The sequence below is a fragment of the Rhodococcus pseudokoreensis genome, from assembly GCF_017068395.1.
GTDB classification, from domain to species: domain Bacteria; phylum Actinomycetota; class Actinomycetes; order Mycobacteriales; family Mycobacteriaceae; genus Rhodococcus_F; species Rhodococcus_F pseudokoreensis.
The window spans coordinates 5,214,806-5,227,337 of sequence record NZ_CP070619.1 but is presented as its reverse complement, the minus strand read 5'-3'; the positions used below and the strand labels follow the sequence as shown (position 1 = coordinate 5,227,337).

Below are 12,532 nucleotides of genomic sequence, written 5' to 3'. Positions count from 1 at the left end.
CCCAACACATGACCTCGACGACAACGACGGCACTGCCGACGACTTTCGCGCCCCGCTGGGTGGCCGCGATGCTGACCACGGTGCTGGGCACCTCGGCCGGTGGCGGCGCTGCCACCTCCCTCGGTGAACTCGACCGCCAGGCCGGCGACGGCGATTTCGGCACCAACCTCACCTCCGCATTCACCCGGGTCCAGGACGAGATCGCCGCGACGTCGCCGCAGACGTTCACCGCCTGGCTCACCGCCGTCTCGCGCGGGTTCCTGGGCACCGGCGGCACCAGCGGCCCACTGTTCGGAATGTTCTTCCGGGACATCGCCCGATGCGCCGCCGGGGACTCCCCGACCCTGACCGAACTCGCCGACGGACTCACCGCGGCGGTGGCGACCGTGCAGCGGTACGGGAAGCCGCAGGTCGGGCACAAAACCATGGTCGACGCCCTGGTTCCCGCCGCGCAGAAGCTGAGCGAACAGGCGGCCGCCGGCGTGGACCCGGTCCGCGCCCTGAACGCCTCGGCCGAGGCCGCGCGAGCGGGTGCCCTGACCACCCGAGACATCGTGGCCCGCCGCGGCCGCGCGTCCTACGTCGGAGAGGTCGCCCGCGGCGTGCTCGATCCCGGCGCTGCCGCCGTCGCCCTCATGATCCAGTGCGCCGCGGCCGCGGTGGCCGGGCACGACGGACCCGTCGACACCGCCTGGACGCACTAACCGCTGTCGTACCTGAAAACCACTGTCGTACCTGCACACCACTCGAACCCACAAAGGAAAGTGAACTGACAATGAGCATGGAATACCGGATGCGCCGCACACTGCCGAACGACCGGGCGGCGATCATCATGCCCGTCGATCACGGACTGATCTTCGACCGCATCAAGGGCCTCGAAACCCCCTCGGCACCGTTCGCCGCCTGGGCCGACACCGACGTCACCGGCTTCATGATGACCCCCGGCCAGGTCAAGCAGACCGAAAAGTTCTTCGCCGAGCACCCGCACCTGAGCCGCGTGCTGACCATCGACACCTACTACGACGTCAGCACCCTCGACGGCGGCGGCTCCCACGAACTGATCACCACCGTCGACGAAGCCGTCCGGATGGGCGTCGACGCCGTGAAGATGCTGTTCCCGTGGAACATCTCCCGCAGCGAACGCGCCGCCATGTGCGCCCGCGTCGGCAAGGTCGTCACCGCCTGCGACGCCTGGGACATCCCCCTCGTCCTCGAACCGGTCATCATGGGCGCACCCCGCACCGACGACGTCGCCGTCGAAGAGGAGAAGGTCGCCCGCATCGCCTACGACCTCGGCGCCCACATCATCAAGATCGCCTTCCCCGGCGAGGAACGCACCGCCCGCCTCGTCGAAGAACTCGGCGTCCCCCTCGTCATCGCCGGCGGACCGCTGGCCGGCGACGTCACCGAGACCGTCGACGCGATCGGGCAGACCCTGCGCGCCGGCGCCCGCGGCATCATCGTCGGCCGCAACATCTGGCAGCGCGAACGCAGCGAAGGCGAGCGCGTGCTGAAGGAGATCGGCACCCTGACCCGGAAGGTGAGTTTCCCCGCCTGAGCGGGTACTCCGACGGCACGACGACGAGGACAGGACAGATGACACGAGACCGCAGCGGGCGCTCACCGGTGGTGTGCGGAGTCGATATCGGGAGCACGAACACGAAGGTCGTGGCGCTCACACCTCAGGGGGCGGTCGTCGCCAGGCGGCGGCGCACCACTCCCCGGGGTGCGGTCGACCTGTCCGTCGACGCACAGCATCTGCTGTTCGCGATCGAGGAGATGATCCTCGACATCTGCTCGGACACGTACCGGGTGCACGCGGTGAGCGTGGCCGGGGTCGGCGAGGACGGCGTGCTCGTCGACGACGCCCTGACCCCGCTCACCCCGGCGCTGGCCTGGTTCGACACCCGGCGCGCCGACGTGTTCGCCGACCTTGCGCCGCGGCTACGGCCGGACGCGGCGCTCTGCACCGCCGACGACGCCGCACGCACCCTCGTCGGATGGCGTTGGGCAACAGAGCAACCCGGTGCTGCACAGGCACGGTCCTGGGTCGCGCTCACCGACTACCCGTCGAGTGTGTGGACCGGCACGCCGTTCTTCAGTGACACCCTCGCCGCCCGCACCGCCGCGTGGGACGGTCACAGTCGGCGGTGGATCGAGGACCGGGTGGCCGCCGGCATCGGCACGGCCGCCCTGCTGCCGCCGATGCGCCGGGCCGGTGACGTCATCGGCGGATTCCTCTCCGACCGCCTCGTCACCGCGGGTGTCATCGACCCCGACGCCGTCGTCGTCGCCGGCGGCCACGACCACCCGATCGGCGGCTGGGGAGTACATGCCATGGATCCCGGCGCCGTCCTCGACTCGATGGGCACCGCCGAGGTCGTCGTCGCCCAGGCCCCCGAGGCGGGCATACCCCGCAGCGACGACCTCGATGTCGCACCCGGAATCCTTTCCGCCGGAACCACTGTGCTGTCCGTCGAGGAACTGGCCCGCAACGTCGAATGGGCGTCCCAGGACGCCGCCGTCGGCGCCCGCCTGCAGGAGATGATCTCCGGCGACACCCCACCCGACGACTACCTGCACGCGCCGGTGTTCGTCCCCGGCAGCCGAGGCGGCGCGCTGCCCCGCTACACCCCCGACGCCCCCACGTCACCGCTCTCGCGTGCCTCCGCGGTTCTCGGTGCCCTCGCGCGGATCGGTGCCCGCGCGCAGGACGCAGTCGCGGCATGCCTACCCGGGCAGCCGGCCATTTACGCCGCGGGCGGCTGGTCCCGATCCCCCGGATGGGTCGAGACCAAGAAGGCGGTCACCGGCCGCGACCTGACCGTCATCCCCGAACCCCAGGTCACCGCGACCGCGGCGGCACTGCTCGCGGCGACCGCCATCGGGTGGGACACCGATCCCGCCACCGCGATGGGCATGACGGCGCACCTCGACGACATCGGCGCACACGCGTAGGCGTCGGCGAACCGGGGGCCCCCGAGATTCAGTCACATGGAGCGAGAAAGGAATTCACATGGCCGCGTCGTTGTCGATTCCGGACGTGCGATCGTTCGACACGGTCACCGAGTGGTGGGACTGGCAGAAGAACGCCGCATGCCGCGGAATGCACTCCTCGATCTTCTTCCACCCCGACCGGGAGCGGGGACCGGCGCGTGAACGACGAATCCGAGTCGCGAAGTACATCTGCCGGCAGTGCCCGGTCCTGGACAACTGCCGCACGCACGCTCTCACCGTTGTCGAACCGTACGGAATCTGGGGCGGACTGTCCGAGGCCGAGCGGGCCGGCGGACCCTCCTGACCGAATCTACTTTGTGTTACAGGCGCTTTCGTTCGTCAGGAGAAACGTCGGGAGAGTGGTGAACACCGCTGAGAGTGATCGCCCGGCGCGCATGACTGTCCGGTCGGGACGCACGATCGCCGCGACGGCGTGCCCGCGGGCAAGCCACCGGCCGAGTTCGGACTCGGGTGCGGCCGTCACGACGACGGCTCCGCGTCGTTCGATCTCGTACCGCTGACCGGGGGTGGGCGGAGTCGACGTCACCACGAGAAACAGTCCGGGTGCCTGCGCGTCGAGTCGCCTACCGTCGACGTCGAGGACCGGGTTGGGGCACAGCGTGCCGGCCAGTCCCCGGCGCAGCCCGGGCTCGACGAAGCCGGAGGGCCGCAGTGGCGGCGTCACGCTGTCGGTGACCTTGGCGTTCAGACCGGGAATCCACCGTGCCATCGGGGCTACCCGCCTGCGCAGAACGTTGCCGAATTCGCCTCCCTCGGTCATCGCCCGTCCGACGCCGACCGCGAGCCGGATCATGGACTTCGCGTGCGACTTTCGTTCGCGCTGATACGTGTCCAGACAGGATTCGGGCAGGGTTCCGCCCAGGACGCCGGCCAGTTTCCAGGTCACGTTGCTCGCATCCCGCAGTCCGGCGCCCATGCCCTGGCCGATGAACGGTGGCGTCAGATGCGCCGCGTCGCCCAGCAGGAATACTCGCCGGTCGCGCCACCGGTCGGCGAGCTGCGCGCGGAAGGTGTAGTCCGCCACTCTGATCAGCTCGAGGTCGGTGTCGGCGACATTCGCCGTCCAGGGCGCGATCAGCGGCCGCAGGGTGTCGAGGTCGGCGTAGGTCGCCGCGCATTCGCCGGGACGCAGCCGAAACTCCCACCGGTAGCGGGTGTCACCGATCCGCATGTAGGTCGCCGCCCGCACCGGGTCGCACACCTGGTGCACGCCCTCCCACTGCGCGAGGTCCGCGTCGGTGGCGATGTCGACGACGAGCCAACGTTGCTCGAATCCCAGATCCTCCATGGCCGACCCGATCGAGGTTCGCACGGTGCTGTTGGCGCCGTCGCACCCCAGTACGTAGTCGGCGCGGACCGTCCGCTGTTCGCCGCTGACCCGGTCGGTGAAGTCGACCCGCACGTGGTCGCGGCCGTGCTCGACGCGCGTGACCACACTGTTGCCGCACATGCTGACACCGTCGTGGCGCGTGAGCCCCGCGCGGAGAAGTGTCTCGAGTTCGGGCTGATCGAACATGTTCGCCTGCGGGAAGCCGTGCGGATTTCGAGCGTTGTCGCGGCGGAACTCGGCCAGGATCGTCATGTCCCGGTCGACCAACCGCAGACCGCGGGCCGGACGCGAGATCTCCGCGAACTCTTCGGCCAGCCCGAGCCGGGCGAGGATGCGGTACACCTCGTCGTCGAGGTGGACGGCCCTCGGTTGCGGGTAGACACCGTCCCACCGATCCAGCACCAGGCACTCGACGCCGTACCGGGCCAGCAGTATCGCGGCCGTCAGTCCGGTGGGCCCGGCGCCGACGATGACGACCGGATAGTGCGGGGCGATCACGACGTCGTCCCGAGCCGCCAGGTCACCGGTAACCGGTCGAGCGCCGCCTTCACCCCGGTCGTGTCGCCGCCGGCACGTGCCGTGACGAGGACGACGACGGTGCCGCCCTCGACGACGGCGTGAACGCTCTTCTCCACGCCGGCCACGCCGACGACAGCGTCCTCGGCCACACGACGGGCCGCGTCGGCGCGGAGGGCGAGCTTGTACGGTTTGCCGACGTCGGTGACCGGCAGGGCATCGATCACGGTCACCGACTTCGGGGTGGCGGCCGACTCGACGACGTGTTCGGCGGCCCAGGAAAGCAGTTGCTGCTCGGTCACTTCGGCGCTCGCCGTCACCGTCACGTAGGCGACCGGCACCTCCCCGGAGTGGATGTCGGGGCTCGCGACGGCGGCCGCGCCGGTCACGGCAGGGTGTGCGAGCAGTGCGTCCTCGATCACTGCCGGGTCGATGTTGTGGCCACCGCGGATGATCAGATCCTTCGCGCGCCCCGTCAGGTGCACGAAGCCGTCGGGGTCGACGCGGCCGAGATCGCCGGTGTCGAGCCAGCCGTCGACGAGCGCACCCTTGCCGTCGAGCACGAACCCGTCCGCGTCCCGGCCGACGACGTAGCCGGCGAAGACGGTGGGACCGCTGATCGCGATCGTCCCGACCTCACCGTCGGGCAGGTCGACCCATCGGCCGTCCGGTGCGACCCGCACGGTCTTGATCTGCTGGTACGGCATCCGTTGCCCCACCGACCCCGGGCGGGGCGCCGTGGAAAAACTGCGGGCGCTGGCGCAGGTTGCCTCGGTCAGGCCGTACCCCTCCAGCAGCCGGACGCCGGTGTGGGACTCGAAGCCGTCACGCACCGCCGGGGGCAGCATCGACGCCCCCACCATGCACACGCGCAGACTCGAGATGTCCGCGTCGACGGGGCACTGCGCGAGCACCGAGTACACGGTGGGCACCGCGCTCATCGCCGCGAGGCTGTAGTGCTCGACGATCTTCCAGAATTCCCCGTAGAGTTCGGCGTCCCGGTACCCTGCCGGCCCGGCCCAGATCACGGACTGTCCCCGCAGCATCGGCGCGAGCACCGTGACGATCAGGGCGTTGACGTGGAACAGCGGCAGGGCGGCGAAGACGCGGGAATCGTCGTCGAGCACCGAGTTGGCCGCGATCATCCACGCGTCCGTCACCTCGTTCGTGTGCGTGTGAGCGGCCAGCTTCGGGGCGCCCGTGGTGCCGCCGGTGTGGAACAGTGCCGCCAGGTCGTGCCCCGTCGGGGCGACGCCGGCGAAACCGGTCGCGTCCCCGCCCGCCGCGTCGAGGTAGGAGACCCGGACCCCGTCGATGACCGGTGGGTCCGAAGACACACGGGTGCCGGTCGGGCGGAGCAACAGGAGGGTGTCGATCGCACCGGCAGCGGCGAGAGCTCTTGCGGTCGACCAGATCCGGGCATCGAGGTCCGGTCCGGCGGTGACCATCACGCGCGCTCCCGATCGGCGCAGCAACTCGGCGATCTGCCCGGTGGACAGGCCCGCGTTGATCGGCGCGGCGATCCCCGCGACCTGCGCCGCCAGGGTCGCGGTGATCAGTTCGTCGCAGTTCGGGGACATCAGCGCCACGGCGTCGCCTCGCCCGACACCGGCTTCATGAAGAGCGTTGGCGGCGCGGTGCACTTCCGCGAGGACCTGCGCGTACGTCCGGCTCACGGGTTCCCGCCAGCGCGCTCCGTCGGGGAGGACGGTCAGCGCGGTGCGCTCGGGCCACAGGCCCGCCGCCCGAACCAGCAGATCGTACGTGGAGGTGGGCAGTCCCCGGTCCTCGAGCGGAACCGTCTCAATCGCCGCGAGGTCGCTCGGGTGGTCGTAGGCCGGCCACAGCATGCGGTTGCTCACCGGGCGTACCTCACGACCGTGCGTTGGATGCCCAGATCCAGGGCTCCGTCGTCGGTGGCGATCGACAGTTCGACGACGTCGCCGTCCTGCAGGTACTTCGGATTCTTCGATTGGGACGCGAAGAAATTCTTCCACTTCACCGCCGGGGGCAGGAGTGAGCCGAGGATTTGGATCGGCTTGGCGGGAGCCTTCAGCGCGGTGCCGCCCGGGGTGCCGGTGAGCAGCAGGTCCCCGGCGTCCAGACGCTGGAACCTCGTGAGCGCCCGCAACGCCTCGACGGGACGGTAGATCATGTCCGACACCGTCATGTCCTGCCGGACAACTCCGTTCACCCGCAGCGTCAGCCGGAGATCCTCGAAGCGCTTGAACTCCCCCGCCTCCAGCAGCACCAGCGCCGGGCCGACCGGGGTGAAGGTCGGGTACGACTTCGCCTCGTAGAACTGAGTTTTCGGCAACTGGATGTCGCGGGCCGAGACGTCGTTGGTGACGACCAGACCGGCGACGACGTCGGCGACATTGTCCTCGTCGATCGCGGTACCCACCGGCACGGACCGGCCGAAGACCAGCCCGATCTCCACCTCATAGTCGAGGAACCGGACGTGGCCGGGTTTGATCACGTCGTCGTAGGGACCACTGATCGACCCGGATGATTTGCGGAAGAAGGTCAGCGGCACGGTGTCGGGGTTCATGCCCGAGTCCTTTACGTGCGAGACGAAATTGGTCATCTGCGCCACCACCCGGCACGGTACGGTGACGGGAGAGATGAGGTCGAGGGTTTCGACCGGGACCGTCCCGCCGGCGGCCGCAGCGGTCTCGATCGCAGCCCGGTCGGCCAGCAGTTGCGCCGTGGTGGTGGCAGCCGTGTCGATCTCGACCGCACCCGAAGGGGTCTGCACCCACCAGCCGGCGGAGGTACGGAGGACGGAAATACTCATGAGGAAGCCACTTTCAGCAGGCCGCGAAGGCGTTGGAAATCGAACTCGTTGTCCTCGCGGAGCGAGGTGATCATGGCGCGCAGTTCCCGCAGCGACGCCCGGTCGGGTGAGACGCCGAGAAAGTCCTTGGTCGCCGGCGGCCCCCATTGAGCCAGCCCGGACGCGCTCATCGGTGCCCACCCGGGTTCGAGAGAGCAGTCGAACAAGTCGCCGTCGCTGAAGTGCTCCACCAGGAATCCGTCCGGGTCGCGCCAGTAGTCGAAGATCTGGCTGCCCTGGATGTGACGTCCAATTCCCCACGAGCGGCGGTATCCCCGGTCGAGCAGGTATTCACCGCCCGCCGCGAGGGTGTCGAGGTCGCAGACCTGATACGCCGAATGCACGTACCGGTTGCTCGGACCGAGGGTCATCGCCACGGTGTGGTGGTCGCTCGGGGTGTCGCCGCGATCGCAGCGGATGAAGCTCATCACCGGGCCGCGCTCGCGCTGGTCCGGGTAGTACAGGAAGTCGCTGACGATCAGACCCAGGTTCTTCAGGTACCAGTTGAGGTTCTCCAGGTAGCGGGTGCTCTGCAGGACCACGTGTCCGAGTCGCTGCACGCGGGCCGGTTCCCGCGGTGGTCGCTGGGTGGCGTTCTCCCGGACCCGGTCGTGCCCGAAGTTGTAGGTGCGGGGCGACTGGGTGGGAAGCGCGGGGAGCTGATGCACGTCTGCGACCACTTGCACCGAGGCGCCGCTCGGATCGGTGAGATCGACCGCGACGCCGCCGAGGCTCTCCGGCAACCGCTCGACAGTACGGCCGGTCGCCTCCGCCAGCCGCAGGACGTCGGTGGCGTCCGCCGCGAGAAACGCCGCACCGGCGAACGCCGATCGCGGTCCCCGACGGATGATCACGCACGGCGCCCCGGCGTCGGTTCCCCGCAACTGCAGCTGGTCGGCGGTGCGCAGCGCGGTCGTGAAACCAAAGGCGTGCGCGAAGATCTCCGCTCGGTCGAGATCCGGCTTCCGGAACTCCAGCCACGCCAGATCCTGCACCTTCACGACCGGATTCGGCGCCCGGCCGGGGTGTTCACCGCGCAGCGCTCCGTGCTCGCTGTGCAGATTGCGGTGGGCGTCGGTGTGATGACTCGTCATGTGCCGCTCCTCACTAATTGACGATATCGTCACTCATGAGGGATAAGTCAGTCAAGAGTCTTGATGAAATCGTCACCACTGAGGGTGTGTGCTACGTTGGCTGCGCCGATCGACGGCTGAGAGGTGGTGCCCGAGGAGATGGCCACGCAAGAGCGTGCGGCGGAGAGCCGGCTCGAGCGCAGGAAGGCGCAGACTCGCGCGGCGTTGGTCCGGGCGGCACAGACGTTCATCGCCGACGGGAAGCTCAATGCGCCGGTCCTGGAGATCACCCAGGCGGCGGACGTGGGGATGGGCTCGTTCTACAACCACTTCGAGAGCAAGGACGACCTCTTCCGCGCGGCGGTCGACGACGCGCTGGAATCGCACGGCAATATGCTCGACAGGCTGACCGGGGATCTCGACGACCCCGCCGAGATCTTCGCGCAGAGCTTCCGGTTGACCGGCAGGTTGTTCCGGAACGAACCGGAGCTGAGCCTAGTCCTCCTCAACAACGGGCCCGCGCTGATCACCGCCGATCGCGGCCTGGCGCCCCGAGCCCAACGGGACATCGAAACAGCAGTCGCAGCAGGCCGTTTCACCGTTCGCGATCCCGAGTTGGCGCTCGTCCTCGCCGCCGGCGCCATCGTCGGCCTGGGCCAGCTCTTGCACGATCAACCGAATCGCGACGCCGCCGAAGCGACCGACCGGATCACCGAGGACATCCTTCGCACGTTCGGTCTCTCGGCCGCCGACGCACACGACGTCTGCACCCGGCCGCTTCCCGAACTCGACTAGGCGCGGTCGCGACTCAGTCGCGGTGCGCCGACAGCAGCCACGCAGGCAGCATGGCCCGGCCCTTGTCGTCGCGCTGCCAGTTCGCAGCCTCCTCCGGCCCGAACAGCGCGTGAATGAACGCCGGGCGAAGGTCGTCGATGGTCCAGTATTCGGCGACGGCCTCCCGTAGCTCGTCGTCGGTCACCGGGTTCGGGCCCTGGCCCTCGGGGAAGGCGCCCTTCGCGAACACCAGGATGTAGTAGGACGCGCCGGGCGCGGCCGCCCGGGCGACGGCCTGCAGGTAGTCGCGCCGCCGGTCCACGGGCAGCGAATGAAAGAGGGTGCTGTCGACGATCGTGGCGAATCGGCCGTCGAAACCCGTGAACGAGCTGATGTCCGCCACCTCGTACGTGGCCGTCGTCAGGCCACGATCGGCCGCTGCCGCCTGAGCTGCCGCGATGGCCGTCGGCGACAAGTCCAGACCGACCACCGTGTACCCCTGCGCCGCCAGCTGCAGGGATGTTTCGGCGTGTCCGCACCCCGCATCCAGCACGTCGCTGCGGAATTTGCCTTCCGCGATCAGCGCGGCGATCTCGGGCTGCGGCTCACCGATGTTCCACGGCACCGGCCCCGGAAATATCTCCGCATTGCCTCGATAGATGTCGTCCCACGGCGCAACCTGGTTGTCCTCGGTCATGACTTCGACCGTACGCCCGCGCACGCATCTGCATGCCGGTCCATCCGTCCGGTGTAACGATCCGGGCAGTTCCAGACACTGTTGCAATAGCGGCAGACGCTGGGTCTGCGGAACTCAGGAGGCGCTCTCTTTTGAAGAAATCGATACCCACGATGGACTGTGAGGAACTCGTCGAACTCGTCACCGTCTACCTCGAGGATGCGTTCGCCGCGCAGACCAAGGCCAGGTTCGAGACGCACGTGGGCGCATGCGGCGGCTGCGCCTGCTACGTCGACCAGATGAAACAGACGGTGCGCACCCTCGGAGAACTGTCGATCGAGGAACTGGACCCGGCCCTGCGGGACCGCATCCTCACCGACTTCCGGCGGCGATGCTGAGACAATCACGGGAAACCGTTTCGTGACAGAGCGATTCACCGATTCCGGGATATGGCCTCGCGGCGGCCCACGGCGGAGGGTGACATCCCGAACTCGTGGCTGAACGCGTACGGCGACGCGTAGCCGGGAGTCGCCGCGACCCGGGTCACCGGTTGCGAGCGCAACATCGGGATGGCCGCCAGCAAACGGGCCCGCAGCCGCCACGCTGCCGGACTGATACCTGTCTCGCGGACGAATTTTCTCGTGAAGGCACGTTCGCTCATCGACACCCGCCCCGCCCATTCGGCGTTCGTCACACGTGTCTCCGGTGTGCCGAGGTAGTCCGCGCACAGCGCGACCAGATCGGGCGACGCCGGCAGCGTGAGATGCAGCGGCAGCGACCCGAGGGTCGAAAGCTCGAACAGCAGCAGCGCCGCGATGGCGCCGTCGCGTCCACCCGGGTCGTACGCGGCGGGCAGATCCGCAGCGACGAGCAGCAATTCGCGGAGCAACGACGACACCTCGACGACAACGCACGACGGGGGCCACCACGGCACCGCGACCGGCTCGATGTACAGGCTGCTCGTGGTCGCGGCGAGCATCCGCACCCGATGCCGAGTGGCGGGCGGGATCATCACCCCATGAGCGGTGGGAACCGTCCACGTGCCCTCTGCCGTGTCGACGATCATCGTTCCGGTGGCGCCGTACAGGAACCGAGCACGGCGATGCTCGTGCCAGTTCGCCCAGCTCGACCAGCCGCGCACCGTCGCCGTACTCGTGTTGCACCGCCGCCGCGACCCGCATCGCCAGCCGCGTCTTGCCGACCCCGCCGATCCCGGTCAGCGTCACCAGCCGCGACCCGGCGAGCAGGTTCTTCGCCTCGGTGAGCTCGTGCCTGCGGCCCACGAAACTGGTCAGCTCCAGCGGGAGACTTCCCGTCGCGCCCAGCGTGGACGGGCCGTGCAAAGACCGTCCAGGATGCGAGGACGGTTGCTCGCCGTTGCCCTGCGCATCGGGTTCGGTGCGCAGAGCCATGTCGTCGACGGGGAGGTCGTGGCTACGTTGCAGTGCCCGCAGTTCCTCGCCGAAGTCGGCAACGGTCTTCGGTCGCTGATCGGGCTCGCGGGACATCGCCCGGGCGATCACGTCGGACACGTCGTCCGGGATTCCGCGCTCCCGCAGATCGGGCACCGGTTGGGTGGTGATCCGCAGGAACTGCGCGACCACCTGTTCCCCGCTGCGACGCTCGAACGCGGCATGACCGGTGAGGGCACTGAACAATGTGGCCCCGAGCCCGTAGACGTCGGCGGCCGGGCTCGGCGGGTCACCGGCGAGGACCTCCGGTGCGGTGTAGGCCGGGGATCCGGTGACGACGCCGGTGGCGGTCTCGAAGCCGCCGCTGATGTGCGCGATGCCGAAGTCCGTCAGCTCCGGTTCACCGTAATCGGAGAGCAGGATGTTCGCGGGTTTGATATCGCGGTGCAGGATCCCGAGCCGGTGCGCCGTCTCCACGGCGCCGGCCATCTTCACCCCCAGCCGCAGGGCCTCGGTCAGCGCAACGGCCCGCTGTGGCGGATGAGCGCGTCGAGAGAATCCTGCGGGTGATACGGCATCACGATGTAGGGAAGACCGCTCGCGGTCGCGCCGACCTGCAGGATGTTCACGATGTTGGGGTGACCGGTCATCCGGCCCATCGCCCGCTGCTCCCGGAAGAACCGGGCCTTGTTCTCCTCGTCGAGATCGACGGTGAGCACCTTCACCGCTACCGTGCGATCCAGGTCCGCCTGCGTGCAGCGGTAGACGACGCCGAAACCGCCGCGCCCGATCTCCCTGGCGTCGTCGAAGCCGGTGCCTGCCAGCTCCGCGGCCGGGGAGGGCGGGTACCGCTGCGTATCGACCGGGTCACCTTCACCCATCGGACGGTCTACTCAC

Annotated in this window: 11 protein-coding genes and 2 pseudogenes; 6 read left to right on the top strand and 7 right to left on the bottom strand. The window is 69.0% G+C overall.

Annotation, left to right across the window (positions count from 1 at the left end; translation table 11 throughout):
* The first annotated feature begins 8 nt into the window (after positions 1-8).
* The 4 genes from dhaL (at position 9) to JWS13_RS29015 (ending at position 3,301) form a co-directional block, all read left to right on the top strand.
* Positions 9-704 (top strand): dihydroxyacetone kinase subunit DhaL, encoded by a 696-nt coding sequence (gene dhaL / locus JWS13_RS29030; protein ID WP_206008857.1) that lies wholly within the window; start codon positions 9-11, stop codon positions 702-704.
* Positions 705-775: 71 nt separating this feature from the next.
* Positions 776-1,558: a class I fructose-bisphosphate aldolase gene (locus JWS13_RS29025; RefSeq protein ID WP_206008856.1), complete on the top strand. Its 783-nt coding sequence runs from the start codon at positions 776-778 to the stop codon at positions 1,556-1,558.
* 38 nt (positions 1,559-1,596) lie between these two features.
* On the top strand, positions 1,597-2,958 hold the full coding sequence (locus JWS13_RS29020; RefSeq protein ID WP_206008855.1) for an FGGY family carbohydrate kinase: 1,362 nt from the start codon (positions 1,597-1,599) through the stop codon (positions 2,956-2,958).
* Between the two features lie 58 nt (positions 2,959-3,016).
* Positions 3,017-3,301, top strand: coding sequence for a WhiB family transcriptional regulator (locus JWS13_RS29015; RefSeq protein WP_206008854.1), 285 nt, complete (start codon positions 3,017-3,019; stop codon positions 3,299-3,301).
* A 6-nt stretch (positions 3,302-3,307) separates the two neighbouring features.
* On the opposite strand, the gene mhpA is transcribed toward JWS13_RS29015, so the two are convergent.
* From mhpA to JWS13_RS28995, 4 genes are read right to left on the bottom strand one after another with little or no spacing between them, the layout of a single operon-like run.
* Positions 3,308-4,846 carry a bifunctional 3-(3-hydroxy-phenyl)propionate/3-hydroxycinnamic acid hydroxylase MhpA gene (gene mhpA, locus JWS13_RS29010; RefSeq protein WP_206008853.1) on the bottom strand — a complete coding sequence of 513 codons (1,539 nt, stop codon included), beginning with the start codon at positions 4,844-4,846 and terminating at the stop codon, positions 3,308-3,310.
* On the bottom strand, positions 4,843-6,714 hold the full coding sequence (locus JWS13_RS29005) for an acyl-CoA synthetase (RefSeq protein ID WP_206011773.1): 1,872 nt from the start codon (positions 6,712-6,714) through the stop codon (positions 4,843-4,845). The genes mhpA and JWS13_RS29005 overlap by 4 nt, the downstream gene beginning before the upstream one ends.
* An 8-nt stretch (positions 6,715-6,722) precedes the next feature.
* Positions 6,723-7,661 (bottom strand): fumarylacetoacetate hydrolase family protein, encoded by a 939-nt coding sequence (locus JWS13_RS29000; RefSeq protein ID WP_206008852.1) that lies wholly within the window; start codon positions 7,659-7,661, stop codon positions 6,723-6,725.
* Positions 7,658-8,794, bottom strand: a complete 1,137-nt coding sequence (locus JWS13_RS28995; protein ID WP_206008851.1) for a VOC family protein — start codon at positions 8,792-8,794, stop codon at positions 7,658-7,660. Before JWS13_RS28995 ends, JWS13_RS29000 begins: the two co-directional genes overlap by 4 nt.
* A 138-nt stretch (positions 8,795-8,932) precedes the next feature.
* Between JWS13_RS28995 and JWS13_RS28990 the strand changes: the two genes are divergently transcribed.
* The gene (locus tag JWS13_RS28990) at positions 8,933-9,568 is read left to right on the top strand and encodes a TetR/AcrR family transcriptional regulator (protein ID WP_206008850.1); all 636 of its coding nucleotides are present in this window, start codon (positions 8,933-8,935) and stop codon (positions 9,566-9,568) included.
* 13 nt (positions 9,569-9,581) lie between these two features.
* Here JWS13_RS28990 and JWS13_RS28985 read toward each other — a convergent pair whose 3' ends face one another.
* Positions 9,582-10,244, bottom strand: a complete 663-nt coding sequence (locus JWS13_RS28985; RefSeq protein ID WP_206008849.1) for a class I SAM-dependent methyltransferase — start codon at positions 10,242-10,244, stop codon at positions 9,582-9,584.
* Between the two features lie 152 nt (positions 10,245-10,396).
* On the opposite strand from JWS13_RS28985, the gene JWS13_RS28980 reads away from it, so the two are divergent.
* Positions 10,397-10,621, top strand: a complete 225-nt coding sequence (locus JWS13_RS28980) for an anti-sigma factor family protein (RefSeq protein WP_206011772.1) — start codon at positions 10,397-10,399, stop codon at positions 10,619-10,621.
* A gap of 35 nt (positions 10,622-10,656) precedes the next feature.
* Here the strand turns inward: JWS13_RS28980 and JWS13_RS28975 are convergent.
* Positions 10,657-11,340, bottom strand: a pseudogene (locus JWS13_RS28975) (AraC family transcriptional regulator); the annotation flags it as partial.
* Positions 11,324-12,516: pseudogene (locus JWS13_RS28970) on the bottom strand (serine/threonine-protein kinase); the annotation flags it as partial. The pseudogenes JWS13_RS28975 and JWS13_RS28970, both read right to left, overlap by 17 nt.
* Positions 12,517-12,532 lie beyond the last annotated feature (16 nt).

Excerpts from the sequence above, each read along its gene's own strand:
- dhaL (WP_206008857.1), top strand. The coding sequence starts at position 9 with ATGACCTCGACGACAACGACGGCACTGCCGACGACTTTCGCGCCCCGC.
- JWS13_RS29025 (WP_206008856.1), top strand. The coding sequence starts at position 776 with ATGAGCATGGAATACCGGATGCGCCGCACACTGCCGAACGACCGGGCG.
- JWS13_RS29020 (WP_206008855.1), top strand. The coding sequence starts at position 1,597 with ATGACACGAGACCGCAGCGGGCGCTCACCGGTGGTGTGCGGAGTCGAT.
- JWS13_RS29015 (WP_206008854.1), top strand. The coding sequence starts at position 3,017 with ATGGCCGCGTCGTTGTCGATTCCGGACGTGCGATCGTTCGACACGGTC.
- JWS13_RS29005 (WP_206011773.1), bottom strand. The coding sequence starts at position 6,714 with ATGCTGTGGCCGGCCTACGACCACCCGAGCGACCTCGCGGCGATTGAG.
- JWS13_RS29000 (WP_206008852.1), bottom strand. The coding sequence starts at position 7,661 with ATGAGTATTTCCGTCCTCCGTACCTCCGCCGGCTGGTGGGTGCAGACC.
- JWS13_RS28995 (WP_206008851.1), bottom strand. The coding sequence starts at position 8,794 with ATGACGAGTCATCACACCGACGCCCACCGCAATCTGCACAGCGAGCAC.
- JWS13_RS28990 (WP_206008850.1), top strand. The coding sequence starts at position 8,933 with ATGGCCACGCAAGAGCGTGCGGCGGAGAGCCGGCTCGAGCGCAGGAAG.
- JWS13_RS28985 (WP_206008849.1), bottom strand. The coding sequence starts at position 10,244 with ATGACCGAGGACAACCAGGTTGCGCCGTGGGACGACATCTATCGAGGC.
- JWS13_RS28980 (WP_206011772.1), top strand. The coding sequence starts at position 10,397 with ATGGACTGTGAGGAACTCGTCGAACTCGTCACCGTCTACCTCGAGGAT.